The sequence below is a fragment of the Bradyrhizobium sp. Leo170 genome, from assembly GCF_004296405.1.
In the GTDB taxonomy this organism is placed as follows: Bacteria; Pseudomonadota; Alphaproteobacteria; order Rhizobiales; family Xanthobacteraceae; genus Bradyrhizobium.
Genome location: NZ_PSRR01000006.1, coordinates 36057 through 60709, shown reverse-complemented (window position 1 = coordinate 60709; position 24653 = coordinate 36057). Strand labels below are relative to the sequence as shown.

Annotated in this window: 28 protein-coding genes; 11 read left to right on the top strand and 17 right to left on the bottom strand. The window is 61.6% G+C overall.

All coding sequences use genetic code 11. The features are described 5' to 3' along the window. Positions 1-52 precede the first annotated feature (52 nt). The 8 genes from CWO89_RS02495 to CWO89_RS47520 form a co-directional block, all read right to left on the bottom strand. Positions 53-2149 (bottom strand): molybdopterin oxidoreductase family protein, encoded by a 2097-nt coding sequence (locus tag CWO89_RS02495; RefSeq protein WP_130577089.1) that lies wholly within the window; start codon positions 2147-2149, stop codon positions 53-55. A gap of 116 nt (positions 2150-2265) precedes the next feature. Further along, a complete protein-coding gene (locus CWO89_RS02490) occupies positions 2266-2535 on the bottom strand; it encodes a hypothetical protein (RefSeq protein ID WP_130577088.1) in 270 nt (89 codons plus the stop codon). A 118-nt stretch (positions 2536-2653) separates the two neighbouring features. After that, positions 2654-3388, bottom strand: a complete 735-nt coding sequence (locus CWO89_RS02485; RefSeq protein ID WP_130577104.1) for a Crp/Fnr family transcriptional regulator — start codon at positions 3386-3388, stop codon at positions 2654-2656. A 328-nt stretch (positions 3389-3716) separates the two neighbouring features. Next, positions 3717-4265 carry a flavin reductase family protein gene (locus CWO89_RS02480; protein WP_130577087.1) on the bottom strand — a complete coding sequence of 183 codons (549 nt, stop codon included), beginning with the start codon at positions 4263-4265 and terminating at the stop codon, positions 3717-3719. Positions 4266-4275: 10 nt separating this feature from the next. Beyond that, on the bottom strand, positions 4276-5502 hold the full coding sequence (locus CWO89_RS02475) for an acyl-CoA dehydrogenase family protein (RefSeq protein ID WP_130577086.1): 1227 nt from the start codon (positions 5500-5502) through the stop codon (positions 4276-4278). A gap of 233 nt (positions 5503-5735) precedes the next feature. Continuing rightward, complete coding sequence (locus CWO89_RS02470) at positions 5736-6164, bottom strand: GNAT family N-acetyltransferase (protein ID WP_130577085.1); 429 nt, start codon at positions 6162-6164, stop codon at positions 5736-5738. Between the two features lie 28 nt (positions 6165-6192). Continuing rightward, the gene (locus CWO89_RS02465) at positions 6193-6486 is read right to left on the bottom strand and encodes a hypothetical protein (protein WP_502702881.1); all 294 of its coding nucleotides are present in this window, start codon (positions 6484-6486) and stop codon (positions 6193-6195) included. 5 nt (positions 6487-6491) lie between these two features. Next, on the bottom strand, positions 6492-6869 hold the full coding sequence (locus CWO89_RS47520) for a hypothetical protein (protein WP_245475651.1): 378 nt from the start codon (positions 6867-6869) through the stop codon (positions 6492-6494). 1140 nt (positions 6870-8009) lie between these two features. Here CWO89_RS47520 and CWO89_RS02450 point away from each other — a divergent pair. Further along, on the top strand, positions 8010-8270 hold the full coding sequence (locus CWO89_RS02450; RefSeq protein WP_130577081.1) for a hypothetical protein: 261 nt from the start codon (positions 8010-8012) through the stop codon (positions 8268-8270). 165 nt (positions 8271-8435) lie between these two features. Next, entirely contained in the window at positions 8436-8621 is a 186-nt protein-coding gene (locus tag CWO89_RS02445) for a hypothetical protein (RefSeq protein WP_028164894.1), read from the top strand. Between the two features lie 27 nt (positions 8622-8648). Here CWO89_RS02445 and CWO89_RS02440 read toward each other — a convergent pair whose 3' ends face one another. From CWO89_RS02440 to CWO89_RS02430, 3 genes are all read right to left on the bottom strand, one after another. Next, positions 8649-8873, bottom strand: coding sequence for a hypothetical protein (locus tag CWO89_RS02440; RefSeq protein WP_245474541.1), 225 nt, complete (start codon positions 8871-8873; stop codon positions 8649-8651). A gap of 99 nt (positions 8874-8972) precedes the next feature. After that, the gene (locus CWO89_RS02435; RefSeq protein ID WP_130577080.1) at positions 8973-10106 is read right to left on the bottom strand and encodes an alpha-hydroxy acid oxidase; all 1134 of its coding nucleotides are present in this window, start codon (positions 10104-10106) and stop codon (positions 8973-8975) included. A 146-nt stretch (positions 10107-10252) separates the two neighbouring features. Continuing rightward, positions 10253-11272 carry a GlxA family transcriptional regulator gene (locus CWO89_RS02430; RefSeq protein ID WP_130577079.1) on the bottom strand — a complete coding sequence of 340 codons (1020 nt, stop codon included), beginning with the start codon at positions 11270-11272 and terminating at the stop codon, positions 10253-10255. 62 nt (positions 11273-11334) lie between these two features. Here CWO89_RS02430 and CWO89_RS02425 point away from each other — a divergent pair, with 62 nt between their 5' ends. The 5 genes from CWO89_RS02425 to CWO89_RS02405 all read left to right on the top strand — a co-directional run bounded on the left by CWO89_RS02425 (position 11335) and on the right by CWO89_RS02405 (position 14714). Next, the gene (locus tag CWO89_RS02425; RefSeq protein WP_130577078.1) at positions 11335-12048 is read left to right on the top strand and encodes a hypothetical protein; all 714 of its coding nucleotides are present in this window, start codon (positions 11335-11337) and stop codon (positions 12046-12048) included. Beyond that, positions 12048-13340, top strand: coding sequence for an MFS transporter (locus tag CWO89_RS02420; protein ID WP_130577077.1), 1293 nt, complete (start codon positions 12048-12050; stop codon positions 13338-13340). The genes CWO89_RS02425 and CWO89_RS02420 overlap by 1 nt, the downstream gene beginning before the upstream one ends. Positions 13341-13380: 40 nt before the next feature. After that, positions 13381-14121, top strand: a complete 741-nt coding sequence (locus CWO89_RS02415) for a YqcI/YcgG family protein (protein WP_245475649.1) — start codon at positions 13381-13383, stop codon at positions 14119-14121. Continuing rightward, positions 14118-14438, top strand: a complete 321-nt coding sequence (locus CWO89_RS02410) for a cupin domain-containing protein (RefSeq protein WP_130223626.1) — start codon at positions 14118-14120, stop codon at positions 14436-14438. The genes CWO89_RS02415 and CWO89_RS02410 overlap by 4 nt, the downstream gene beginning before the upstream one ends. A 90-nt stretch (positions 14439-14528) precedes the next feature. Then, positions 14529-14714, top strand: a complete 186-nt coding sequence (locus CWO89_RS02405; protein WP_130577075.1) for a hypothetical protein — start codon at positions 14529-14531, stop codon at positions 14712-14714. A 96-nt stretch (positions 14715-14810) separates the two neighbouring features. On the opposite strand, the gene CWO89_RS02400 is transcribed toward CWO89_RS02405, so the two are convergent. Beyond that, positions 14811-16073 carry a CaiB/BaiF CoA transferase family protein gene (locus tag CWO89_RS02400; protein WP_130577074.1) on the bottom strand — a complete coding sequence of 421 codons (1263 nt, stop codon included), beginning with the start codon at positions 16071-16073 and terminating at the stop codon, positions 14811-14813. Between the two features lie 202 nt (positions 16074-16275). Then, positions 16276-17328, bottom strand: a complete 1053-nt coding sequence (locus CWO89_RS02395) for a hypothetical protein (RefSeq protein ID WP_130577073.1) — start codon at positions 17326-17328, stop codon at positions 16276-16278. A gap of 227 nt (positions 17329-17555) precedes the next feature. Here CWO89_RS02395 and bamA point away from each other — a divergent pair, with 227 nt between their 5' ends. Next, on the top strand, positions 17556-19916 hold the full coding sequence (gene bamA / locus CWO89_RS02390; protein WP_463698994.1) for an outer membrane protein assembly factor BamA: 2361 nt from the start codon (positions 17556-17558) through the stop codon (positions 19914-19916). On the opposite strand, the gene CWO89_RS02385 is transcribed toward bamA, so the two are convergent. Together CWO89_RS02385 and CWO89_RS02380 are read right to left on the bottom strand one after the other, a co-directional pair. Beyond that, positions 19897-20472: a hypothetical protein gene (locus CWO89_RS02385; RefSeq protein ID WP_130577072.1), complete on the bottom strand. Its 576-nt coding sequence runs from the start codon at positions 20470-20472 to the stop codon at positions 19897-19899. The two genes, bamA and CWO89_RS02385, sit on opposite strands and share 20 nt — an antisense overlap. A gap of 98 nt (positions 20473-20570) precedes the next feature. Next, positions 20571-21104 (bottom strand): GcrA family cell cycle regulator, encoded by a 534-nt coding sequence (locus tag CWO89_RS02380; RefSeq protein WP_130577071.1) that lies wholly within the window; start codon positions 21102-21104, stop codon positions 20571-20573. A gap of 133 nt (positions 21105-21237) precedes the next feature. On the opposite strand from CWO89_RS02380, the gene CWO89_RS02375 reads away from it, so the two are divergent. The 3 genes from CWO89_RS02375 (at position 21238) to CWO89_RS02365 (ending at position 23592) form a co-directional block, all read left to right on the top strand. Continuing rightward, positions 21238-21876: a S24 family peptidase gene (locus CWO89_RS02375; protein ID WP_130577070.1), complete on the top strand. Its 639-nt coding sequence runs from the start codon at positions 21238-21240 to the stop codon at positions 21874-21876. Positions 21877-21985: 109 nt separating this feature from the next. Then, complete coding sequence (locus CWO89_RS02370; RefSeq protein ID WP_130577102.1) at positions 21986-22261, top strand: hypothetical protein; 276 nt, start codon at positions 21986-21988, stop codon at positions 22259-22261. A 176-nt stretch (positions 22262-22437) separates the two neighbouring features. Next, on the top strand, positions 22438-23592 hold the full coding sequence (locus CWO89_RS02365) for an OpgC domain-containing protein (RefSeq protein WP_130577069.1): 1155 nt from the start codon (positions 22438-22440) through the stop codon (positions 23590-23592). Positions 23593-23616: 24 nt separating this feature from the next. Here the strand turns inward: CWO89_RS02365 and cyoD are convergent, their stop codons facing one another. Together cyoD and CWO89_RS02355 are read right to left on the bottom strand one after the other, a co-directional pair. Next, positions 23617-24006: a cytochrome o ubiquinol oxidase subunit IV gene (cyoD, locus tag CWO89_RS02360; RefSeq protein ID WP_130577068.1), complete on the bottom strand. Its 390-nt coding sequence runs from the start codon at positions 24004-24006 to the stop codon at positions 23617-23619. After that, the gene (locus CWO89_RS02355; protein ID WP_130577067.1) at positions 24003-24653 is read right to left on the bottom strand and encodes a cytochrome (ubi)quinol oxidase subunit III; all 651 of its coding nucleotides are present in this window, start codon (positions 24651-24653) and stop codon (positions 24003-24005) included. Before CWO89_RS02355 ends, cyoD begins: the two co-directional genes overlap by 4 nt.

Below are 24653 nucleotides of genomic sequence, written 5' to 3'. Positions count from 1 at the left end.
TGCCGTTTCCGGCAACCATTTGCGGCAGGTGGCGGCCGACTGCAAGAGCGATTTAGGCTGAGACCCGAGCCTTCCGGACCCAAACCTTGTTGTCGTGGAACGCGGCGCCGCCGACAGGGGCGACCGTCTCGGCGCCCGTCAGCGTATTGATGCCGCGGCCACCGATATGGGCCTTATTTGGGTGGATGGATTCGGCGATCAGCACGCCGCGACGCACGCCGTCAAACAGCTTTGCCGTTAGCGTCGTTTCGCCGCGCATGTTGCCGAGCGTCACCGCATCGCCGTCGGCAATCGAAAGGCCCGCCGCGTCGTCCGGATGGATCATCACCGTCGGCCTACCCTCGCGTGCCTGGGATCCCGCCGTCTCATTGAAACTGGTGTTGAGATAGCTCCGTGACGGCGAGGTCGCCAGCCGGAACGGATGCTGCTCGTCGGCCTCTTCAATAATGGTCCAATGGTCGGGTAGCGACGGCATCTGATCCCACGGCCCCAGACCCGCGATCCCGAAAGGCGGATGCGCCCAATCGGCTTTGAAGTGGAACTTCTTGTCCGCGTGTGCAAAGCCGTCGAGGTAGTGCGAGGTCCGGAAATCCGGCTGGATGTCACGCCACAGATCCGCCTCCAGCCTCTCGATATCGCCATGGCCGCTCTTCTTCAGCGTCACGTCGATCAATTCACGCGGCGACATCTCAAAGCCGGGATGGACTGCATTGAGGCGGCGCCCGAGTGCCTGAATCACTTGATGGTTGCTGCGGCATTCGGCCGGGGGCTCGATCAGCTTGGGCCCAACTGAAATGTGCTGGTGACCGCCGCCGTAATAGAGATCGTCGTGCTCCATGAACATTGTCGCGGGCAGGACGATATCGGCCATGGCTGCGGTCTCGGTCATGAACTGCTCATGGACCGCCACGAACAGATCCTCTCGAGCAAACCCTTCGCGCACCAAGGTCTGCTCCGGCGCCACCGTCACCGGATTGGTGTTCTGGATCAGCATCGCCTTGACCGGCGGTCCGCCCTTCAAGGCCTCGGCGTCGCCGGTCAGGATACGTCCAATCCTCGATTGATCGAGCCAACGTGTAGTGCGGTCGATCGCATCATGTCCCTCGATGACAGACTCGTTGAATTTCCAGATCGCGGCATTGTTGAAAAATGCACCGCCACCTTCATATTGCCAGGCACCGGTCACCGCCGGGATGCAGAGCGCCGCGTGCATTTGCGCCGCACCATTTCGGCTTCGTGTGAAGCCGTAGCCCAAGCGGAAGAACGAGCGTTTGGTCTGGCCGACCAGGCGGGCGAAAGCCTCGATCTCCTGCACCGGCACGCCTGATATCGACGAAGCCCATTCGGGCGTCCTGGTGGCGAGATGTGCCTCCAGTTCATCCGGGCAGTCCGTATAGCGATCCATGTACGCGCGATCCGCATACCCTTCGCGAAACAGCACATGCATGACGCCGCAGGCGAAAGCGGCGTCCGTGCCGGGGCGCAGGATGATCTTCACGTCAGCCTGTTTCACCGTGTCATTGTTGTAGATATCGATCGCGGCAATCTTGGCGCCCCGGCCCTTCCGAGCGCGCATCGCGTGTGTCATGACGTTGACCTGGGTGTTCACCGGGTTGGTTCCCCAGATCACGACGAGGTCAGAGACGCCCATTTCACGCGGATCGACGCCAGCGATCTTGCCTGTGCCGACCGAAAATCCGACGCGCGCGATATTCGCGCAAATCGTAGAATAGAAGCGGGAGTATTTCTTGACATGCGCCAGGCGATTGATGCCATCACGCATCACGAGCCCCATGGTGCCGGCGTAGTAATAGGGCCAGATCGACTCGGCTCCGAATTGGCGTTCGGCCGCATTGAAGCGAGCGACGATCTCGTCGAGCGCCTCGTCCCAGGAAATCCGGTCAAACTGGCCCGAGCCCTTCGGCCCGGTTCGCCGCATCGGGTGGAGCAGCCGCTCGGGATGATGGATACGCTCGGCATAACGCGCAACCTTGGCGCAGACGACACCTGCCGTATAGGTCTGCAACTTTGAACCGCGGACCCGGCCAATCGCGCGGCCCTCGATCACCTCGATGTCGAGCGCACACGCCGACGGGCAATCGTGCGGACAGGTTGAATGGCGAATGTCGATCTTGGCGCGCTCGTTCATGTCAAATAGGTAACATCAAATTCCGGTGCCGCCGAGGGGGATTGTCGGGAATTTGCGTGCGAAACAGGGCATAAGCCGTCCAGCGGGGCCAAGTCGGGTTCCGCCAAGCAGCGACATCAATCGCCGGGGAGCGTGCGGACTCGACTCGCCGGGAGAGCAAGTCGTGTCGGTCGCGGAGCGTCCGGTATGATGTCTGGGCCGACGAAGTCTGGGCCGACAGGCTCGGCCTGCGCCGTGTCCGAAACCCAATTCATGGCCGATGGATGACTAACCACCATGCCGATCAGGGCGATGACGATGAGCAACGGCAAAGCAATGAGCTTGATGCTCCAGCTTTGATAGATGCTCTGGTCGTCGTCAGGGGGCTGGTCGAATGAGTCGTGCATGGATCTCTCCACATTGCGGTCCCTGACCCGGGGTTACCGCAACGCGCGCCACCACCCTGTGAGCAGCTTCACAGGCCCGACGAACTCACCGCGTTGTGAAAGATGTCACGGAGCGATGCTATTCGCTGCCGTTTTCCGATCCAGAATCGACCAGCGTCTGTAGTTCTTCCGGCTTCAACACCACGATCGCGCCGTGCTCGAGCCGCACCCAGCCACGCGTGGCCCAAACCCGAAGCTGCTTGTTGATGCTTTCACGGGTCATGCCGACCATCTCGCTGATCTCTTGCTGGGTGATGGCTATGACACGACCTTGCGGCTCAGGCTTGTGCTTTTCAGTAAGGCGAAGCAAAGCGCTGGCGACCCGACCTGGAAGGTCTTGAAGGATGACCTGTTCGACTTGATCGCTGGTCCAGCGTAGCCGTACGCACAGGAGCTCGATGAACTTCATCGCTAGCGCCGGCTGGCTCCGGACGAAGGGAATGAATTCGCGCTTATCGATGATGAAAAGTTCGCAATTGCTGTTCGCGGTGGCGTCGGCTGTCCGCACCCCCGAATCGAGCACAGCGATCTCGCCGAAGATTTCTCCGGCCTCGATCAAGTTCAGAATCGCATTGCGGCCATCGGGCGATGAGATGCTGATTTTCACCGTGCCCGATATTACGGCAAACAGGCTTGTGCCCGGATCTCCCTTCGAGAAGATCGCAGCTCCGCGCTTCAGCGTCGTGTGCTTGGCGTAACGACAAAGCTGCTCGAACGCCTCAGGTTCGAGATCGACAAAGTATGGATGCTTGCGGAGAACCGACAATTTGCTGGTCGAAAATCCGCGAGTCTCGCCCGTTTTATCCTGGGGCACGCTCGTTACAACTCCGAAAGCAAAAACTGCCTGGGACGTAGTTCTTCCGTAGTCAACCAAGACCGGCTTTTCAACTGGAAAGCGGTTTCATACGTTGATGTGAGTGTAACGCTCCGATCCTGACGTGGGAAGCCAGCCGTCCGGAGCCCCTCTCCTGTCTCGCCCAAGTAGCTCTCGCCTGTATCTGCCACCTGGACGGCACGTGCGACACATCCGGCAACTCTACGACAAACTTAAGTAATTTCAGCTTCAGCTTCCAAAGTGACTGCGTCGATTTGGTGAAGCGCTGCCGTGCACCCGAGGCCTCGTCACCCGGGGCTATCCGGGTCTATTTGCCGCCCTCGTCCGCGAGAAAGCGACCGAACGTCCCGAGCGCAAACAGCAAGGGCTCCTGCCGGTTGTAGGAATAGGCCTCAACCGCACCCAAGAATATGACGTGATCGCCGCCATAGTAGCGATTGACGGCACGACACTGAAAGTTGGCGACGCTGTCGGCGATGACGGGCGCATTGCCCAGTCCAGGCGTCCAGCTCACCCCGGCGAATTTATCGTTTGAGGATTTTGCAAATTGCGACGCCAATGCCTGCTGGGGCGCACCGAGCACGTTGACCGTGAAGTGGCTCGCATTCTGGAAGATGGGCAGGCCCTGCGAGAACAGGCCAAGGCTCCACAACACCAGCGGCGGATTGAGCGATACTGACGCAAAGGAGTTGCAGGTGACGCCATATGGCCTGCCATCCGCGGCCATTGCCGTGACGATCGTGACGCCGGTTGCGAATGTGCCCAGCGCACTGCGTAAATCCCGAGGATCGATCGGTGAGTTGCCGCTGGCAAATTCATTGGCCGGATCGGCCGGATGCTTGGGTACATCAGACATCCGGTGAACCTCAGAGCGTCAGATTTTCGGACGGCAAGCCCAGCGCCACACGTCCATAGTTGGTCCCCGCCGCGTCGAAATTGAAGGCAAGGTGTGAATTGACCGCATGGGCGTCGCGGAACTGCCGCTGCAACGTACCTGCCGTGAAAAGGCTGCGCGCCCCGCTCGCGGCAAACAGCAGCGACACCGCCTCGCTGCAGAGATTGACCGAGAAAGCACCATCGCGCCGCAGCCTGGTCTTGGCGGCGATAGCGGGGATATGGCCGCTCCGTGCGTCCGCCATCGCGCCGATGCAGTTCGATCGCATGATCAGGCGCGCCGCGTCGATCTTGGCGGAAGCCTCCGCGATCTTGATCTGTGTGCTCTGCATGTCGCCAAGCTTGGCGCGATTGGAGGTCGAAACGCGGTGGCGCGCGATCTCGACATAGTCGTCGAGACAAGCCTGTGCATTGCCGAGGGCGACGCCTGACAGGACATATGGAAACAGCGCGAACACCGGCAGCGCGTAGAGCGGGTTCGGATTGACCGAACTGCCAGGCGTCGGCCCGCCCGTGAGATCGCTCACCGCGATCGACATCGCATTTGCGACAAAGGCTCCCTCAACCTCGACCTCGTTCGATCCGGTCCCACGCAGGCCGGTCGCGTTCCAGATGTCCTTGATCCTGTAGTCTCGCCGGTTGAGCAGGAAAATCCGATATTCGACTCCATCGGCCTCGTCATCGGAGGAGACCACGCTGCCAAGCATATTCCATTCGCAGGATTCGACACCCGACGAGAACGGCCAGCATCCGGTCAACACGTAGCCGCCGTCGACCTTCCGCGCCCGGCCGGCGGGGAATATGAAGGAGGACGCAATCAGGGTATTCAGTTCCTTGCTCCAGACCACATCCTGCGCCTGTGGATCGAACATCCCAAGCATCCAGTGGTGGCTCGCAAGATTGGCGAAATTCCACGCTGCGGAAGCATCGCCCTGCCCCAGCGCATCGGCACAATCGATCAGCGCGACATAGTCGAGCTCCGCGCCGCCGACGCGCCTCGGCTGCAGAATCCGGAACAGGCCGGCGTTATGCAGGTCGTACTCGGTCTCCGCCGGCAGACGCCGTAATTCCTCGGTCCGTGCCGCCCGCTCGCGAAGTGCCGGAATGAGGGCCCTGGCGCGCGCGACCATGGCCACATAGTCTTCTGCTTGCCGCTCGATAGGCGAGCTTCCATCGGGCCTGCGGCCGTCCGTTGCCATTGGCGTTTTCCCGCTCGGCCTTTCTGATCCCAAAGTGGCCAAGACTGTCGGCAGTTTATCCCTTGAACACCAGGGATCAAGACGCCTCACCGCATCCCGTCGTGAACGAACTGCCGCCTGGAATCAAAATAAGCCCGGCGGCCAGAACGGCCACCGGGCTTATTCGGAACTTCTCGCGGACCTGCAGGGTCTAACCTCCCGCGGGCCCCCATTCCGCCAGCTCGCTTCCAGCATCACCCCATGGTTTTACGCCAGTACAGGGTGTGCGGCCACGCCCAGGGAGCCTGCGGCTGATACAGCCGATACCCCGCACGGATGAAGTTGTTGGCGGAGGCGATATTGTCTGTCGTATCAGAAACGATCGAATGCCATCCATTGCGGCGTGCGCGAGTCTCCAGGGCGCGCATAAGGCGCAGTTGAAGACGCCGGCCAAAGTGCTCCCTCAATACGCCCACCCGGCAAAAGTAGCCGGCGTTGTCGACATGTGTCGAAGGAACAAGTCCAGCAAACGCCACCGGCTCCGCTCCGTCGAAGGCAAACCACCAGTGTCCCTGATCGAACTGAGGAACGCGCGCCCGGTCGAAGAACGTCTGCTGATGCAGTTCGGCAAGCGTGTCCGCGACGTCTTCATCCTGGCCGTCGACCTCGCGAATTCGATACATCGGTTGGTTCCCTCCAATCACTTGTCATTCACTTGGCGAGGGTCGCCTTGATGCCCAGCCAGATTGCCCCAAGCAACCCGGTGGCGATGACCGTGATCACCGCCTTGAAAGTATAGCTCTGAGCCTGCTCCACGCTCCGGCGCCAGCGCCGAAGGTGCTGGAAATCGGCCCGCAGTTCGCAACGATCCTCCTCTTCGATGCCGAAGGAAGTCAGGATTGTCGCAACCGTCTTCAGGACTACGGCGTCGATGTCCTCGTGATGGATTCTCTGTTGTTCGGCCAGCGTCTCGATCACGATGGCCCGGATGTCCGCTTCATGCATCTCGGTCATCGCTTGATGATGCGCGCTACGTTTTCGAATCCGCGCTTTGCAAAGTAAAACGAAACCACGAGATTCGAAGTGACCGCAGCAAATCCTGCCAACGGGTCGGTCGTGCCAAGGCCAAGAACTTTATCCCAGACCAACAATTTTCCGAAATAGACGACCACGCAATATGCGATCAGCTTGTCGGGCTCATACCAGTGCCCGATCTCTGCCGTTTCAGGATGGACAATGACGCGCTCTATTCGGTGGACGAGTTCTAGCTGGCCGTCGCCGCCGTTCTCGATCGCCTGCGGGGCCTTGCCCCAGCCGCGGTCGAGAATGGCGTTGGCGGCGGAGACGCGTGCGGCCGGGGTCGCATCTTTGCTGCGCATGATGCCCACCAGGACGTTCAGCGCCGTCCTGGTATGACTGCGGGCCTGCGAGCGGATCTCGGTAAGGGTTTTTGCCACTTAAGTCTCATGCAGATCGGGTGGTTCGTATCGCTTCGCTTGCGTGCGACGGCATATTGAATTTGCGGCAGATCGCTCGGAGACAGCGATCATTTCGGCGCGAACCTTATCCCCTTGACTGTCGGGGACCGCATGCGGCGGCGGCACGTTGGCGCCGCGCCGCGGGCCGGCGCGTTCGCGCGCGCCGGCTGATCGATGGTGAAAGTGGTTCGGACGACGGACGGCGCGGTTGCGACGCGCGGCGTCGGGCATACAGATGTGGCGTCGTGACGCGCGGCCGTCGTCCGATTCGAAAAACGGAAAAGAAAAAGCCCGCGGCGGATTTCTCCGCGCGGGCTTCACAATGTCTGCGATGATGTCCTTATGCCTCTGATTTGCCCGACGTGTCAATGTCCGAGTTGACGTGGCACAAAGTCAGCGATCCGGCTGCGCATCATCGGTGGTCACATGCCGCGACAACAAAATGCCCGCAGCGTTATTTCCGCTGCGGGCATTCACTAACTCGACGATGATGTCCTTATGCTCCTGATTTGCCCGACGCGTCAATGTTTCTGGAGCGTACTTCCTGCATGACCGCGGAAAGCGAAACCAGCCTCGAGGCTCATTGCGGGACTGTAGAGTTGGCAGGGTGCGCGGGCCGCGGTCCGGGCGGAGCAGGCTCGATCGGCGGCTTCGGCTCCGTCGGCATGACCGTGGCGCCGGCCGCTCGCGCAGCTTCCCCTGTTGTGGAGTAATTGGCCGTCGCAGCCGGCTGTACCTTCGGCTTGCTCCATGGACCGTGATCGACCACCAATATGCCGAGCACGCCGGCTGCTGCTACCGCCAGTGCTACCAAGAGCGGCGCCCCGCCGTTCCGGTCCGAACGATTTCCGATCAAGGACTCTTCTCCATCGAATGCGTCTGGCCTGATGAACAAATCCTCCCGGGCTCCGAGGTTCCGCGCCCGCCAGAGCGAACGGACTGTCCGCAGGTGGAACAAATTGGCCGCTGATGCATTTGGTGGACTAGCGGCCGAAGATGACCCTTCGGCGCAGTGTGCGCAGCCAGACCAGATCTCGTGAGGTTCGAGCCGTGAACTTCGAAACACCCGAATCCCCGCTGCAGCCCAGCCTTGGCGAACGCGCGATCGATACCGCAACCGATGTATCGCGCACGATCACGGAAGTGTCCGATGGACTTCGGGCTGCGATCGACCGGCTCAGCGACGCGATCAAGACCTCGCGTCAACCCGGCGGCACGCTTTCCACGATCAGTGCGATCACCCGCGAAGCGCCGCTAACGAGCCTGTGCGTCGCATTCCTGTTCGGCGTCGCGGTAGCACGGCGGCGTTGAGTGCACCGATCAGCTACGGCTATCGGCACCTCCCTCGATAAATATTTTCTGGCCGCATCCACCTTGCGCGGATTCCAATGGTGGCAGCAATGTGGCACAGTGATTCGGTGGGTTGTTCGCCCACAGGTCAGTGGCGTTGCGTCTCTTTGGGCGAGAGGGGATTCAATGCTGCGCACATTCCGGCCAACGCCGACCTGCACGCGATTCAAGACCGGCATCGAAATGCCATGCATGAAGTGCGGCGCGCAGATGCGCCTCGCTTCGATCGAGCCGCGAGATCAGGTTTACGACGTGCTGACCTATCGCTGCACGCCGTGCGACTCCGGCGAGAGCTTCCTGCAGGCCCGCTAAACGGTAGGCTGCGGGCACAAGCTTGCATCAGCCGCTCAGCACCGCCATGCCGGCCTGGGTCAGAACGGGACTCTCGTCCTGTAGCTCGACCAGACCGAGCTCGCTCAGGACACGCAGGTCCTCGTCGCTGACAGGGGATATCTTCAGGCGGCGAGCCTGGATGTCCCGCAGCGCCCAGCGGAGCGCAATGGCTCGTTCGAGAGAGAAATCTGCGAACGGGTTATCTGCCATTCGCGTCGACCATTCCGGCATTCTCGTTTCCCGCTTCTCGGATGCGGCGGCGATGGTTGCGATAACGCGACAGGCGCCTTCGCGTTCCCTCGTCCCTTCGTCGATGGGAAATCGCTGCCGCTAATAGCGATACGGGTCAATGTCCAACAGCGGAAACGCGCTGAACACGCCCGGCGGGTTGGTCGCCGTCGCCGGATGCAGGTAGGACTTGTCGAGTTCGGCGAAGCTGGTCACGCCGAGCAGGCCGAGGCAGCGGATCACCTCGTCTTCCAGCAATTCCAGCATGCGGGCGACGCCCCTCTCGCCATCGGCGGCCAGCGCCCAGCATTGCAGGCGACCGATGCCGACGAGATCGGCGCCCAAGGCGATCGCCTTCACGATGTCAGTGCCGCGGCAGAACGAGCCATCCACCATGATCTTGGCGCGCCCCCTCACCGCCTCGACGATTTCCGGCAGGACGTGCATCGCACCGCGGCCGTGATCGAGCTGACGGCCTCCATGGTTGGACACGTAAATCCAGTCAACGCCGTGATCGAGTGCGATGACTGCGTCCTCCGCGGTAGCGATCCCCTTGACGACCAGCGGGATCCTGAACTTGTCCTTGATCAACTTCACTGTTCGCCATTCCAGCCCTTTCTGGAAGTCGCCGCCGGTGGCGCGAATACGGCTTTCCCGGACGTACCGCTTGGCAATGTCGCGCTCGCGACGGCTGTAATGGGCGGTGTCGACGGTGAGGCAGAACGCGGAATAGCCGTTGGCAACACTGCGGCTGACGACGTCCTCCACGAAGGCATCATCCCCGCGGACATAGAGCTGGAAAATGCGCAGCGCGTCGGGCGCGGCCTTCGCGGTATTCTCGAGCCCGGGCTCGGACACCGAGCTCAGCATGTGCGCCGCGCCGAATGCGCCGGCACCGCGGGCGACCGCCGCTCCCGCCGCAGGATCGAAGATCTCGAGCGCACCGACCGGCGCAAGCATGACCGGCAATCGCAATTTGCGCCCGAACACCTCCGTCGAAGCATCGACGTGAACGACATTACGCAGCACGCGCGGCCGGAACGCGATCTCATCCAGCGACATCCGGTTGCGCCGCAGCGTGGTCTCGGTCTCAGCGGCGCCGACGATGTAATCCCAGGCATTCTGGTTCAGCCTGGCGCGGGCTTTGCGGACAAATTCGTGCAGGTTCTGGTATTCTTCGCCGCTGGCCCCGAGTTCGACATTGCGCGTCGGCCGGATGGAGGTCCCGTCATTCATGGTGGTTTCTCTCCCGTTTTGGCCGGCACATTAGCCGCAGATGAGCGGCAAAAGCTACCGCCTTGAAGGGATAAACCCCGGACGCGAACGAAAGGCTGCCATTCGCTTACGACGACCCGTCTGCCGACAGCAAAGAACTCCAGCGCTCAACCGCCCGAAAAGCGGTTTCTATATTCGGTCGGCGATACGCCGAGATGCCTCAGGAAGGCGCGCCGCATCCGCTCGTCGTCACCGAAGCCGGCACGTTTTGCGACCTCCACGACACCGTGTATCTGCCGGCTCTCCAGCAGCAGCCGGGCGGTTTCGACGCGGAGGGCCTCGACGCCGCTTGCCGGGGTCATGCCGGTGCGGCTGGCATAGGTGCGTGCGAAGGTGCGCGGCGTCATGCCGGCCTTCGCGGCCAACGTCTCTACCCGGAGATCGCTGGCGATGTTTTCGATGATCCAGGCGTGCAGCGCGCTGAAGCGCCCTTCGACGTCGGAAGCCTGCGCCGCAAGCACTGTCGAGAATTGGCTCTGACCGCCCGGCCGCTTCAGGAACACCACCAGTCGCCGGGCGACGTCGAGCGCAATCGTATGGCCGAAATCCTCTTCGATCATGGCGAGCGCGAGGTCGATGCCGGCGCTGACGCCAGCCGATGACCAGACATGCCCATCCTTGACGAAGATCGCATTGGGTTCGACGCGGACATTTGGAAAGGTGTCCTGCAGCCGCGGGCAATAGCGCCAGTGCGTCGCAGCGCGCTTGCCGTCCAGCACACCGGTCCAGGCGAGCGCGAAAGCTCCGAGACAGACCGAGGCGATCCGGCGTACCTGCGGGAGCGCCTGCGAAATCCATTTCATCAGGCGAGCGTCCTTGCGGATCTCCCAAATGCCGGGGCCGCCCGGAATCACCAGCGTGTCGATCTGGTGCGGTCGCACGCTGCTGATCGGAGCCGTGTCGATCATCATCCCCACATCCGTCGAAACCAGTCCGCCCGAGGTGGACAGATAGGAAAGCGAATATCCGGGGCCCGGTAATTCGATCGCCTCCAATTCGGCGAACACCTGCGCCGGTCCGGACATGTCGAGCAGCGTCACGCCGGGGAAAGCGACAATCGCAATCCGCCGCATCGCGGCCTGCGGGCGCGGGGGGGGCCGTCGGGATTTGGCAGATTTCGAGGGCATATTGTCCTTTAAGCCATTCGAGCCTCGCCTGTATAGCTGTCTATGGACAGTGGAGTTCTGCCATGGTGCGAAAGCTCGGCAGCCAATACCAGGCGATCAGCTCGCCCTGGACCGGTTATGCAGTCTACAGTTTTCCGGATGCGTCCTGCATCGGAGCTTCCGACCGCCAGCCGCTGATGGATGCCATGAATGGCATCATCGCCGTAAACTGGAAGGCGACCGAACCGCACTGGACAGCAAGCTCCTCCCCCTTCGACGGCAAGTATAGCCTCATCCTTGTGTTTGACAGCTTGGGACTGGCGGCCTTTTCCGTCTATCGCATGCTGCAGATGTCATGCGGACCTGCGGTGTATCGCAGCGGCACCGAGGTACTTCCGGCCCATCAGGGGCGCGGTCTGTACGGCTTCTTCACCCAGGAAGTGCTGACGCGCGCAAGCTCTGCCGCAAAGGGGATTGGCGGCCTGTTCTACGGATGGCGGACACGCAATCCAATCGTCTGGGCGGCCAATGCCAAGATCTGCGAGAAAGTGACACCCTCGCTGCTCGACGACATCAGGGATTCCGCGCTGCAGGCAGCCTGCGTCGAGATGTGCGCAACGCTCTATCCCGGCAAACCACTCGAGGTGCCGGAAATGATCATGCGCGGCGCCTACGGCCACATTAAGCACCACCGGCAGGCTTACCGTGGCACCGCATCACTGGTCGATGCGGCGATGTCCCGCACGATTCCGGATTCAGCGGACGCGTTATTCTCGGTTGGATATGCGAGGGTGTGATGTCGATGCTGGGTCAGCAGACCGCATACGCCCAGACGGCCTCTCGGCTCGGTGACCGCGCCTATTGGGCCTGGGCGACGGTAGCTGTCGCCTACGCCATCGCCTTCCTGCAGCGCGTCTCGCCGCAATCGGTCAATCTGAGCCTGATGCATGACTTCGGCACCGATGCCGCCGGCGTCGCGATGCTCGCCTCCGGCTACTTCTGGGGCTACACGCTGATGCAGATTCCGGCCGGCCTTCTGGTCGACCGTTACGGCGTCAAGCGCGTGGTGCTGGCCAGCATGGTCGCTTCGTCGCTGGGCAGTGCAGCCTTTGCGCTGGCACCGAACCTGCTTGATGTCTTCGCCGCGCGCCTGATCGTCGCCTGCGGCGATGCGCTGGTGTTCACCGCGCTGTTGAAGCTGGTCGCGCAGAATTTCTCCGACGAGCGGTTCGGCATCATGTCGGGCATCTCGCAGGTATCAGGCTATGTCGGAGGCGTGATCGCCACGACGCCGCTTGCAGCCGCCGTGACGGGCTTCGGGTGGCGCGCCTGCTTTCTGTTCATCGCCGCGATCGGCCTCGCCAATCTGGTTGCCGCCAAGTTTGCACTGAGGCCAAATCCGGTGTCATCCAGCAACAAGACGCTGAAGAGCGTCATCGGCGCCGCGCGGCAATCGTTGTCGCATGTGGCTAATTGGGGATGCGCCATGACCTTTGCGTCCCACTTCGCAGTGGTGACGACGCTGTCGGGCGTATGGGGCATTCCGATGGTGGCGCACTTTTTCAACATCTCGCCGACCGCCGCCGGAACGCCGCTACTTGCCTTCATGGTCGGCAACGCCATCGGCTCCATCTTCCTCGGTCACGCGGCTGACCGCGCGGCGGCACTCGACACAGCACTGATCCGGATTTGCGTGCTGCGCATGATCCTCATCGCGATGCTGCTGCCGCCGGCCGCCAAGGCATTCGGTCTTGTTTACGTTACCGTGGTGTTCACCACGCTCGGCCTGGTCGCCGGCGGGACAGTCCCCCTCGTGCTCAAATGCACCAAGCGGCTTTACACCGCCGATCTCATCGGGGTCGGTGCATCCGTAAATACGACGGCGGCCGGGATCTTTGCCGGCATCGCGCAACCGATCATCGGGTTCGCCATGCTTGTCGCGAGCCAGTTCGCCGGAACCGATACCGCACACGGTGCAGGTGCGATCGGTGACGCCGGCTACGGCACCTTGATCGCAATTCTGCTGCTCATGTCGCTGCCCGGAATTGCCGGACCGCTGTTGATGAGAAGCAAACTGATAGTTCAGTAGTCGCGTTAACCGTATAGGGGGCGTTATGGAGCGTTTGTTCTTGAGACGAGGAGAGGTCGCGTCGAAATTCGCGGTGAGTAGCTGGCAAAGCGTGATGTTCGCCGAGTTCGAGGCCCAGATGAGCAGCGAAGCGAGGCCGTTCCCCTGCGTGTTCGGCGTAGCCGGTTATCGCCAGGATCAGCTCCGCTACCTGTTCCTCGATCCCTACGATGTCGAAGTGCTCGGAGAACAGCTAGCGCATTATGCCTCGGAGGCCCGCTCGTTCGGCCCCAACACTTCACTGATCATGTTTACGCGGCCGCGCCCGGTACAAACGCTTGACGCCTATTATCGCAAGATGTGGTCGACGCTCGACCAGCTTGCGCGGCTGGACAAGTCTCCCTGGCCAACCGACATCCCCGAACAGTTGGACGATCCGATGTGGGAATTCTCCTTCGCCGGCGAACCGATCTTCGTGGTGTGCACCACGCCCGCGCATGTGATGCGCCAGAGCCGCCGCTCCAGCGCGTTCATGCTGACCTTCCAGCCGCGATGGGTGTTCGAGAAGATCCTGGGAACGGAAAAAGCGGCCAATGCGGCATTCGCGGAAGTGCGCAAGCGGCTCATTCCCTACGACAGCACAAGTCCCTCGCCTCTGCTCGGACGCTACGGCGCGACCGACGGGCGCGAGTACCAGCAATATTTCCTGCAAGACGACAACCATTCTGTCGGGGGCTGCCCCTTCGCCAAGCTCGCGCAGAACAAGTCGGCTCACACTGGCAACACGGAGCAAGCGGCATGACCAGGATTGTGACAGGTCAGAAGACCGAATTCGCGATCGATCCGGCGATCCTCAACCTGCTTCCGGAGCAGGGCTCGATCGAACTGCAGCATGACGTTGCGGGCAAGGTCCATAGCTTCCACACCCATCCGGTCGACGAGATCCTGATGATCATCAGCGGCAGGCTCAATTTCACCTGGGATGGCGGTCAGCGCATCGTCAGCGCCGGTGACACCATCTTCCTCCCGGCCGGCACGGTCCACCAATCGGAAGCGCTCGAAGGCGGTGCGGTCTATGCAATCGCGACCCAGCCACCCGCCAATATGGCGCGAAACTGATCGTTTCGCTCGATGGAGCTCCGAGCTATCTACTGCAGCTCCGCAACACAACTTGGATTGTTAATCCACTTATTAAGAGAGGAAGAATTTATGGCATATCCAGGCAAACGCGACGGCTTGGCGAAGAAGGTTGAAACCGCAGCCCAAGAGGCCGAACGCCTCGGTCTGACCACGGCCACCTTGATACTCCGGATGGCGCGTCTCGAGATCGATCGGGCCGAGCACAAGGAAGCGGACGAGAGGCCAAACAACAAACTCCACAGCAAGCCGAACTGAAGCTATAGCTTGGCTGGTTTGCGGAGCCGAGACCGGTAAAAGAATAGAGATCGCCGGCGGAGCGTGCCCAGACCGATCCGCCAGACGATGGTCCGCTCAGTCCGTATTCCCCGTCTTCCCGAACGCTCCAGCTTCCTTCAGCGCCGCGATACGGCCGTCGTCATAGCCGAGCGTGTCGCGCAGCACCTCCCTCGTGTGCTGGCCAAGCAGCGGCGCGGCGACTGGATCGACCGTCGGCGTAACGCTCATCCCGATCGGCGTCTCGATATTGGGAACGAAGCCCGCGGTCGGATGCGGAATCCTGCTGAGGCGATCGCGGTCGCGCACTTCCGGCGCATTGAACCCCTGCTCGACCGTGCGCAGATAGCCGACGGGAATATTGGCCTTCTTCATCTTCGCCATCCAGTTTTCGAGCCGGTCGGTGGCAAAGATGCCGGCAATGATCGCGCGCAGCTTCTCCTTGTTTGCGGTTCGGTCCTTGCGGTGTGCAAAATCGGGATGGGTGATGAGATCCGGCCGGTCGAACACTTCGGTGACGAGGCGGCGGTACAGCCGATCGTTGGCGCAGGCCATGTAGAGCGGACCATCGGCGGCCTGGTAGAGACCGACCGTTGGCGAACCGTTCGGCGAATTGCCGAAGCGACCGGGATTCTGGCCGCTGATCAGATAGGCCATACCATAAAATCCAGTCATGGCTACCGCCATGTCGATCAGCGCGATCTCGACATGCTGGCCGCGGCCAAGCCGGTCGCGTGCCAGCAATGCAAGCAGGATCGCATTGCAGGCCGACATGCCGGTTGCCATGTCGACGATCGGCGGCCCGGTCCTTACCGGCTCGCCGTCGGGAAAACCGTTCAGCGACATGAAGCCGCTTTCGGCCTGCGTGATCGGATCGAACCCCGGCCGCAAGGCGAGTTCGCCTTTGCGGCCATAGGCCGAGATCGAGCAATAGATCAGCCGCGGATTGCTCGGCGCGACCGAAGCATAGTCGAGGCCGAACTTCTTCATCACGCCGCCGGAAAAATTCTCCACCACGACATCCGCCTTGGCGATGAGCTCGCGCACCACCTCGCGTGCGGCGAGATTGGTGAAGTCGAGCGCAATACCACGCTTGTTGCGGTTGAGGCTGAGATACGCCGCGCTCTCGCCGCCGATTTCCGCATGTTCATAGGCGCGCGTGTCGTCGCCGCCATCCGGGTTTTCGATCTTGATGACCTCGGCGCCGAAGTCGGCAAGCGTCTGCGTACAGGCGGGACCGGCGACCACACGGGTGAAATCGATAACCAGCAGACCATCGAGGGCGGTCGGTTCGCCCTTTGCGCGCAGCGCGCGCTCGGGCAGTTGTGGTCCAACGGTCATGGTTGGGCGCTTCCTTTTATTATTGTCGGTTAATGGGCAAACGCCCACCGTTGTCGCCAGAAGCGACGTCACCACTTTCTAGCGGAAGCACCAAGGTGAGGCCAAACCCGGATTTTGCAGGGCGGGATATCAGGCTGACATGGCTACCGGCCCAGATCGGCGATATTCCGCAGCAAGAAAGAGCACCACGCCCGAACGAGGCTCACTGTTGCTTTTCCCAGAACTGCAACAGTCCCTGCGAGGCCGAGCCGCCGATCACGCAGGGGATGCCAATAGCGACCTGCCCGAGCGCCGCAGCCGAGACGCATCCGAGTGAAAGCGCGCCGACGCCAACCTGGCCCCAGAAGTCCAGATTGCGCCGGCTATCGGATCCCTTGGCCTTGAGTTCGTCGACGGCACCAAGGGCATCCTTGCGCAGTGCCGCGATCTCCACCGTATCGGCCGCGTCGACGACCTCCGCGAGCGGCGCCTTGATGGGCGGCTTCTGCCGCGCCAGTTCGTTACGAAGAAATTCACGCAGGCTGGCGTCGCGGATCGCATAGCTCGCCAGCGTATAACGCGCCATGCTGCCGACGGTGAGCTTGTCGACCGTATCGCGGCTCCTGCTCCACGGCAGCATCTCGATGATGCGCTGGATCGGAACATGAGAGCCGGTGGCAAAATAATATCCCCACAGCGTATCCAGGAGATCCTGATTGGTGGCAAAGGTCAGCTTCGTGTTCAGCTTCCTCTCCTCGTTGGCGAACGGATTGCGCGCGAACGCGACGCGTAGCTTGTCCATCATCCCGGGCGTCGCCTCCTCGAGCGGAATATCGTTGAGTGTCGGCAGCCTGCCGGAAAGGTAGCTGTCGATCATCACCCTGCGCCCCGGCATGCGCGGCGCGAGCCTGCGCAGAATATTCCGCCAGTCAGCCAGCCCGGAATAGGCAACGGCGCGCACGATCACCCATTCATCTTCCGGCGCGACGGGGAAGAAACTCGCAACCAGTTGCTCGGCCTTTTCCGGATTGGAGCCGATCGCGCCGGCGATGAAGCCGAGATAGATGCCGGCATTTTCCGGCTCCTTGAAGCTTTGCGAATGGAAGAGAATGCGCACCGCGGCCGGCACATGGGCGTAATCCGGCTTGGCGCGATAATTGTAAATCCACTGCTGGACCACGGCGAGCGAGGCGCGCGGGTCAATGTCCGGCGTCTTCTCCGCATGCGCCGATTGCATCAGCAACAGGGAGCTTACGACGAGAACTGCGTAACGCATCCGGCACTCCTGGCGAGCGTTGATGCATCACCGCACCAACATCTCGGACTTTGTGCTGCAAAGCATGATGCGGCCATTGCGACAATTCTGAGAACGCGCAGGTTAAATAAGCGCGCTTAAATTATGGCGGGCGGCCGATTCCGGCCTGCAACTCACCCCAGATGCGACATCCTTTTGCCCGGCGCCGGCAATTCGATATCGCCGGTCAATGGGAGACCGTAAGGGAAGTGAAGCTCGAGCGCATCACGCTGCGTTGGCGGCCGTCGAAGCCGCGCATGACCGGCTTGTCACTTGTCGCCACTGCAGTTCTGTTGAACGCGGTCGCATCACTTGCCGCAGAGAGCGTGCCGGTGCCGACTGCGACGATCATCGTCGAAGGCAACCGCCGGGTCGAGGCCGATACCGTGCGCTCCTACTTCCATCCAGGGCCAGACGGCCGGCTTGATGAAGCCGCGCGCAATGAAGCCCTGAAGGCGCTGGTCGCAACGGGTCTGTTCGAGAAGGTCTCGATCGAGCCCGCCGGCGATCGCCTGACCGTGCATGTGACGGAAGCTCCAACCCTCGACCGCGTCGCCTTTGAGGGCAACAGGAAGATCAAGGATGCCGATCTGGCCGCCGCGATCGAATCGAAGCCGCGCGGCAGCCTGCAGCGCTCAACGGTACAGGGCGACATCGGCCGTATCATCGAAGCCTACCGCCATGTCGGACGCGACGATGTCCGCGTCGCGCCCGAGATCATCGACCGCGGCAACGGCCGCGTCGATCTCGTTTATGTGATCACAGAGGGTACCAAAACGCCCGTACGCCGGATCAGTTTTGTCGGCAATCGGGCCTTCGGCGCACGCCAGCTCAATGCCGTGATCAAGACGTCGGCCACCAATATGCTCAGTTTTCTGACCGGCGGCGACGTCTACGATCCCGACCGCATCGCGCAGGACCAGCAGCAGTTGCGTCTCTACTATCGCAGCAAGGGCTATGCCGATGCCACCGTCCGCTCGGCAACGGCCGAATACGATCCAGCGGCCAAGGGATTTGCAGTCACTTTCGCGATCGATGAAGGCCCGTTGTATCACTTTGGAGATATCAGCGTCGCCTGCAATATTCCCGGGCTCGATCCGCAAAAGCTGCGCGGCGTCGCACTCGCCCACGTCGGCGCGGTGTTTGACGGCAATGCGCTTGACAAGAGCACCGAGCTGCTGGCCATCGAGATGGCCAAGCTCGGCTATCCCTTTGCGCAGGCTGTGCCGCGCATCGCCCGCGATGCCGCCGCACAACGAATCGACGTCGCATTCGTCATCGACCAGGGCCCGCGCACCTATGTCGAGCGTATCGAGATCCATGGCAACACGCACACCCGCGACTACGTGATCCGGCGCGAGTTCGACATCGCCGAGGGCGATCCTTATAACAAGACGCTGATCGATCGCGCGGAGCGGCGGTTGAAGAACTTGAACTACTTCAAGACCGTCAAGATCACCAATCGGCCCGGCTCGACGCCCGATCGCGTCGTCCTCGATGTCGAGACCGTGGAGCAGGCGACCGGCGAGTTCAACATCTCCGGCGGCTACTCGAGCACTGACGGCGCGCTGGTCGAGGTCAAGGTGGGCGATCGCAATTTCTATGGGACCGGAAAGAACGTTCAGGCCTCTGTGACCTATGGCCAATATGCCCGCGGCATCGACCTCGCGGCATCGGAGCCTTATTTCCTTGGCACCAAGGTATCGGCCGGGATCGAGCTGTTCGGCCGGCAGAGCGAGGCGAACAGCTACCAGTCCTACAACAGCACGACCTATGGCTCGACGCTGCAATTCGGCACGCCAATCACCGAGCAGCTCGGCGTGCAATGGCGCTATTCGATCTACAATCAGGACATCTCGCTTGGCCCGACCAATTCCGGCTTGACCCCTTCCCTTGCAGTCCAGCAGGCGGCCGCTAACGGACCGGCCTGGGTCTCCGCCGTTGGCTCCACCTCGACCTACAGTACGCTCGATAACGCCAAGAGCCCGACCAGTGGATTCAGGTCGCAACTCAGCCAGGATCTGGCCGGCCTCGGCGGCGACGTGAAGTTCCTGCGGACCAGCGAAGACGCGCGCTATTATCAATCACTCACGGGCGACCTCGTCGGCATGGTGCGCGCTCAGGGTGGCTATGTCACCGGCTGGGGCGGTCAGCAGGTGCCGCTGATGAACAGCTTTTTCGGCGGCCCGACCATGGTCCGGGGCTTTGCCACCAACGGCTTCGGCCCACGCGATCTGACGCCCGGCACCACCATGGATAATATCGGCGGCAGTGCCTATTGGGCGACGACGGCGGAACTGCAAAGCGGAATTCCCGGCGTGCCGGACGAGTACGGCCTCAAGGCATCGGCCTTTGTCGATGCCGGAAGTGTGTTCCGTTATACTGGTCCGACCAGCGTGGGCGGCACCGCGCTGCAGGTCGCCGGCAAAAACGTCGTGCGCTCCTCGGTCGGCATGGGCCTTACTTGGGCCTCCCCGTTCGGCGCCCTCACCGTCGACTATGCGGTGCCATTGACCAAAGCCGCCTATGACGTGGTGCAGCCGCTCCGCTTCAGCGCTGGAGGCTTTTGATGGGAACGGGATGCGGCGTCGCAAAGCCGTAGATCAGCGCCAGCCGGTCGAGACATTCCTTGAGCCGCCGCGCAAAGTAATCGTTCCAGCGCTGGGTCCGCAGTCCCCGCCGCTCGCCGACCTGCTCCATGGTCATGCCGAGGATCAGGACCTCATGCACCAGGGCCGAACCATCGGCGCCGAGCTCGCGCTCGACCCGGTTGAGCCGCGATACCGCCCTGCGCTGGGCCTCCGTGATCGGCTCGCGCCGCGTGCCGCCATCGACATACTCTCTGGTGGTATCGACCGCGCGCGGTCCACGCTCGGCCTTCTCCCAATCACCCTGGAACGCGCGGCCGCCCTGCAACTGGGCGTCATCGATCTGACGATGCGAATGCAGGCGTCCGAGCGGATCGTTGCGGATCGAGCGCAGCGCAACGACTTTGTCCCCGGGCTCGAGCGCAAGGGGATCGTCGACCTCAACGGTGGCGACCTCGGCGTTGTACGGCAGATCCTGTGCGCGGCGGTCATGCGCTCTCGCGGGGTGATACGGTTTCTTGCGTTTGGCGCGCGGCATGGCTTGGCTCCTTCAAGACAGAATTCGACCGGGGACCATCTCACCAGTGGCAAGATGTGTCGTTTGCAAGATGGATGAGGTAGGAGGCGCGTACGCCGCTATGCCGGCTCGCCCAGGGACAGCGGTGTGGTGCTCGGTGACGGCTCCGTCTCGAGCTCCGGATTGCGGCTCAAGTGGAAATGAGGCGTGCAGTAGCTTGAGCCTGGCCGCCTCCGATGACCGCAGAAGGTGATCGGTTCGCCATCGCTGTCACCGCCATAGGGATATCGGCAATCTTCATATTCAAGCTCCACCAGCGAAAGGTGGCGCGGCTCGATCTCGGCGCAGCGAAGCTGAACCTGCGGCGCCTTCTCGAACACGGGCATCGGCCAATTGAATTCGATCGACCTTGGCTCGCGCGGCTCGTTCGACCGGATCAACTGCGGCACCGGCGTCAGCCGCGGCGGTGCTGGCGGCGAGCTATCTGACATCGTCAAACCGAGCCGCCTGGCACGGCCGATCGCGGCGCTTCTCGTATAATCGGTGTTGAATCTGGCGTTGATCGCCTTGGCGATCTTCGCAAAGCTCATGCCTTGGGCAATATATTCCCGCAGCGCGTCCGAATGTTCGGGCGCCCAGCCTGTCAGTTCCATTGTTGATTCTTGTCCTTCCCTTCGGCGCCCGACGCCTCACCATCAATTTCTGATATTCCGAAATGAAAGTCAAGCTTGATTTCTGATTATCCGAATTGCTATGCTTTCTGGGGATTCGAAAGAGGGATGCGCCATGCTGGACACCAGATTGATCGAGCGGGGCCTGCAGAAGCCGGGCAAGACCAAGGGTGGGCTCGCGCACGCGATGGGTGTTCGCCCCGGCGCTGTTTCCGAAATCCTTTCCGGGATACGCCAGATCAAGGCATCCGAGATTGCGCCGATCATGGAATATCTCGAGCTCAACTCGGTGCCGGTCATGGGCCGGGTCGGCGCCGGAGCCTCGATCGAGCCGGAATATGAGCAAGTGCCGCCGGAAGGACTCGGTGAAGTCGAGTTGCCCTTCCCGATCGCGGAAGAAACCATTGCATTTGAGGTATCGGGCGATTCGATGCTGCCGAAATACGAGAATGGCGACATCATTGTCGTCTATCGCGAGCAGCGACACCCCCTCTCGAGCTTCTATGGCGAAGAAGCGGCGGTTCGTTTGAAGACCGGCGAGCGCTATCTGAAGACGATCGAGCGTGGAAAATCGCTGACACTGGTCAACCTCACGAGCTTCAACGCCAAGCCGATCAACGGGGTGAAGCTCGAATGGATCGGCGAGATCTGCGTGACCCTGCCGCGAGGCCAGATCGAGCGGTTGCGCAGCAAGGCGGCCGCGCGGTCCCGCAAAGCCGCCAAGGCGCACGGTCCTCGGACGCCGGAGAAATAGGCAAGGCCCCGACTTCTGATTTTCAGAAATTACACTTGACAAATTTCCGATTTTCGGAAATTATGCGGCCATCCGACTCCTGTCGAGAGAGGTGGCCGGTTTGGCCGACATGCAGTATTTCGTCGTGATGATCGATTACGGCCGGCGCGGCCGCGAGGCCGTGGTTGATCCCGAAATCACAAGGCGCGGGGTCATCGCGCGGGTTGTATCGGGCGAATACAGGAACATCAGTTTCATTCACGAAATCTCCGATTCGGCTGTCGAGGACGTGACGGCCGATATCCTCGCCGAGGCTGCCCTCCCCGGCATCAGCGCGGCCGAAGCCGACCTGCAAGCGAGCGTCTTCGACCATCGCCGCGATCTGCGCAAGCACGAGCAAGCATGATCGGCCCTTTACATGAATCGCGGTGAATCACATTTCAATTTCGAAAACGTGATCGTCGGCGGCTTTAATTCATCAGCAGCGGATCAAATATTCTCGGCGAAACGTCTATTCGGAGTGGCGGCGGGGCGCGATGGATTCGCGATTCGCTGCTCCGAACTTGGGAAGTTTTGCTCTCAATGAATCCATGTGTGAAGGCTGAGGTCGCGGCGCGCGACGGCGATCTACGCATCTTCCTTCTGCTCGGCATCGCGACTTGGTCCCTGTTCCTGGATCACATTCCGCACAACGCCGTCAGCGTGTTGACCTTGCGGAACTTTGGATTCAGCGGGGCGACCGAGCTGTTTGTATTTGTCATCGGCTATGCCGCGGCGATCATGTACGGGAAGATCGTTGTGGAACGCGGCTTCGTCGTTGGGGCGACGCGTGTCTTCAAGCGGGTATGGCAGCTCTACGCAGCCTATATGGTGCTGTTCGTCGTCTACGTCGACCTGATCGGATATGTCGCGGCTCAATCCGCAGCACCCGATCTGTTCGCGGAATTCAATATCACCGACTTCATCGAGCATCCGATTCGCGTAATCGTCCGCGGCCTGCTGCTGCAGGCCAAACCGCTCAACCTGGACGTATTGCAGCTCTTCATCGTCCTCATGGCGTTCCTTCCCGCCGTGCTGTTCGGCATGATGCGCTGGCCGCGCCTGACCATGCTTGGATCCATTGCGCTCTATCTGTTGGCGCGGCACTTCGACTGGAACCTGACCGCTTTTCCGGACGGGGGCTGGTATCTCAATCCGTTCTGCTGGCAATTGCTGTTCGTGCTGGGCGCCTGGTTCGCGGTCGGTGGTGCAGGAGACGCGCACGTGGTTCGCGCGATGCAGAAGCTTCCGGCCTTGCGCGTCACCGCGTTGATCTACCTGCTCGTCGCCCTGACGATCATGTCGGCTGGGAAATCGCCTGCGCTGGCGGAGATGATACCCAGTTCGGTGCTCGATGCCTTTCCGGCCAACGACAAGGAGAACCTTGCTCCCTATCGGGTGCTGCACCTGCTCGCACTGGCGTTCTTTTTCACCATGCTGATACCTCGCGACTGGTACGGACTTCAAATGCAGGCCATGCAGCCCCTCATCAAATGCGGCGAGCAATGGCTCGCGGTGTTCTGCTCCGGCATCTTCCTTTCATTTGCCGGGCACCTGGTTCTGATCACGGGCCCCAAGTCGCTGGCGATGCAGGTGGTCGTCAGCGTCGCCGGCATTCTCGGCATGACATGTGTCGCCTATTATGTGTCCTGGTCCCAGCGGCAGGACCACAAATCCGCGGTCGGCGCGCGATCCTGAAACCGCTTCAGGGGTCGTGCAGCGCTAGCGCTGCATCTGCATGATCTGGTCCATCGGCATCATATTCTGATTGAGGTTCGCCATGATCCATAGCGAGCCGCCAATCACCAGGAAAACGATGAGCACGCCGAAGGCAAGCGCCATCACGTTGTTGGTGTTGTCAGGCCCGGTCGTGATGTGGAGGAAGAAGACGAGATGCACGCCCATCTGGGCGATCGCCAGCACGATGATGGCAACGGGAATGCTCGGCTGCCAGACCAGGTCGGTGCCGGCAACAAAGAACGAGGTCGCCGTCAACAGGAGTGCAAGGCCAAGGCCGGTGACATAGCCGAGTACGCGCAGGCCGACGCCGCCCTCGCCTTCGTCGCCCGGTGCCAGATCGATACGGTGCTGTTCCAAAGCTTGATCGCTCATGGCTTGCTCCCGAGCAGGTAGACCACCGAAAATACCGCGACCCAGATGATATCGAGGGCGTGCCAGAACAGCGCAAAGCACATGATGCGTCGCCCAATGTCGGCCCGAAAGCCCTTGGCGACCACCTGCGCCATCATCGTCAGCAGCCAGAGGATGCCGGCAGAGACATGCAGGCCATGGCAACCGACGAGGCTGAAGAAGGCGGTCAGAAACGCGCTGCGCGTCGGCCCCGCACCGCGTGCGACCAGGTCCGCAAACTCGCGCGCCTCAAGGTACAGGAAGGCCAGGCCGAGAACGCAAGTCGCCGCCATGCCCACCTGGAACCAGAACCTGTTTCGAATATCGGCCGCGATGTTGGCGAGCCCGCAGGTGAAACTTGACAGCAACAGGAAGACGGTCTCGACCGCGACTCTCCTGAGATCGAACAGTTCGGCCCCCTTCGGCCCCCCTGCGGTCTGGTCAACCAGGACCGCATAGGTCGCGAAGAAGCACGAGAACATGACGATGTCGCTGAGCAGGAATATCCAGAAACCGAAGCCTGTGACGATCCGCTTCGGCGCCGGTCCCGCGTGCGCGACCGCGGCATGCGCGATCCCGCGCAGACGGTGCGGATCGGCTTGAGCATATGCCAGCGTCGTGTCGGCCAT

Excerpts from the sequence above, each read along its gene's own strand:
- cyoD (WP_130577068.1), bottom strand. The coding sequence starts at position 24,006 with ATGAGCGATCAAGCTTTGGAACAGCACCGTATCGATCTGGCACCGGGC.
- CWO89_RS02465 (WP_502702881.1), bottom strand. The coding sequence starts at position 6,486 with ATGCATGAAGCGGACATCCGGGCCATCGTGATCGAGACGCTGGCCGAA.
- CWO89_RS02430 (WP_130577079.1), bottom strand. The coding sequence starts at position 11,272 with ATGCCCTCGAAATCTGCCAAATCCCGACGGCCCCCCCCGCGCCCGCAG.
- CWO89_RS02480 (WP_130577087.1), bottom strand. The coding sequence starts at position 4,265 with ATGTCTGATGTACCCAAGCATCCGGCCGATCCGGCCAATGAATTTGCC.
- CWO89_RS02380 (WP_130577071.1), bottom strand. The coding sequence starts at position 21,104 with ATGGAACTGACAGGCTGGGCGCCCGAACATTCGGACGCGCTGCGGGAA.
- CWO89_RS02370 (WP_130577102.1), top strand. The coding sequence starts at position 21,986 with ATGCAGTATTTCGTCGTGATGATCGATTACGGCCGGCGCGGCCGCGAG.
- CWO89_RS02445 (WP_028164894.1), top strand. The coding sequence starts at position 8,436 with ATGCTGCGCACATTCCGGCCAACGCCGACCTGCACGCGATTCAAGACC.
- CWO89_RS02440 (WP_245474541.1), bottom strand. The coding sequence starts at position 8,873 with ATGCCGGAATGGTCGACGCGAATGGCAGATAACCCGTTCGCAGATTTC.
- CWO89_RS02420 (WP_130577077.1), top strand. The coding sequence starts at position 12,048 with ATGTCGATGCTGGGTCAGCAGACCGCATACGCCCAGACGGCCTCTCGG.
- CWO89_RS02435 (WP_130577080.1), bottom strand. The coding sequence starts at position 10,106 with ATGAATGACGGGACCTCCATCCGGCCGACGCGCAATGTCGAACTCGGG.
- CWO89_RS02490 (WP_130577088.1), bottom strand. The coding sequence starts at position 2,535 with ATGCACGACTCATTCGACCAGCCCCCTGACGACGACCAGAGCATCTAT.
- CWO89_RS02400 (WP_130577074.1), bottom strand. The coding sequence starts at position 16,073 with ATGACCGTTGGACCACAACTGCCCGAGCGCGCGCTGCGCGCAAAGGGC.
- CWO89_RS02475 (WP_130577086.1), bottom strand. The coding sequence starts at position 5,502 with ATGGCAACGGACGGCCGCAGGCCCGATGGAAGCTCGCCTATCGAGCGG.
- CWO89_RS02355 (WP_130577067.1), bottom strand. The coding sequence starts at position 24,653 with ATGGCCGACACGACGCTGGCATATGCTCAAGCCGATCCGCACCGTCTG.
- CWO89_RS02410 (WP_130223626.1), top strand. The coding sequence starts at position 14,118 with ATGACCAGGATTGTGACAGGTCAGAAGACCGAATTCGCGATCGATCCG.
- CWO89_RS02365 (WP_130577069.1), top strand. The coding sequence starts at position 22,438 with ATGAATCCATGTGTGAAGGCTGAGGTCGCGGCGCGCGACGGCGATCTA.
- CWO89_RS02425 (WP_130577078.1), top strand. The coding sequence starts at position 11,335 with ATGGTGCGAAAGCTCGGCAGCCAATACCAGGCGATCAGCTCGCCCTGG.
- CWO89_RS02495 (WP_130577089.1), bottom strand. The coding sequence starts at position 2,149 with ATGAACGAGCGCGCCAAGATCGACATTCGCCATTCAACCTGTCCGCAC.
- CWO89_RS02395 (WP_130577073.1), bottom strand. The coding sequence starts at position 17,328 with ATGCGTTACGCAGTTCTCGTCGTAAGCTCCCTGTTGCTGATGCAATCG.
- CWO89_RS02385 (WP_130577072.1), bottom strand. The coding sequence starts at position 20,472 with ATGCCGCGCGCCAAACGCAAGAAACCGTATCACCCCGCGAGAGCGCAT.
- CWO89_RS02405 (WP_130577075.1), top strand. The coding sequence starts at position 14,529 with ATGGCATATCCAGGCAAACGCGACGGCTTGGCGAAGAAGGTTGAAACC.
- CWO89_RS02470 (WP_130577085.1), bottom strand. The coding sequence starts at position 6,164 with ATGTATCGAATTCGCGAGGTCGACGGCCAGGATGAAGACGTCGCGGAC.
- CWO89_RS02375 (WP_130577070.1), top strand. The coding sequence starts at position 21,238 with ATGCTGGACACCAGATTGATCGAGCGGGGCCTGCAGAAGCCGGGCAAG.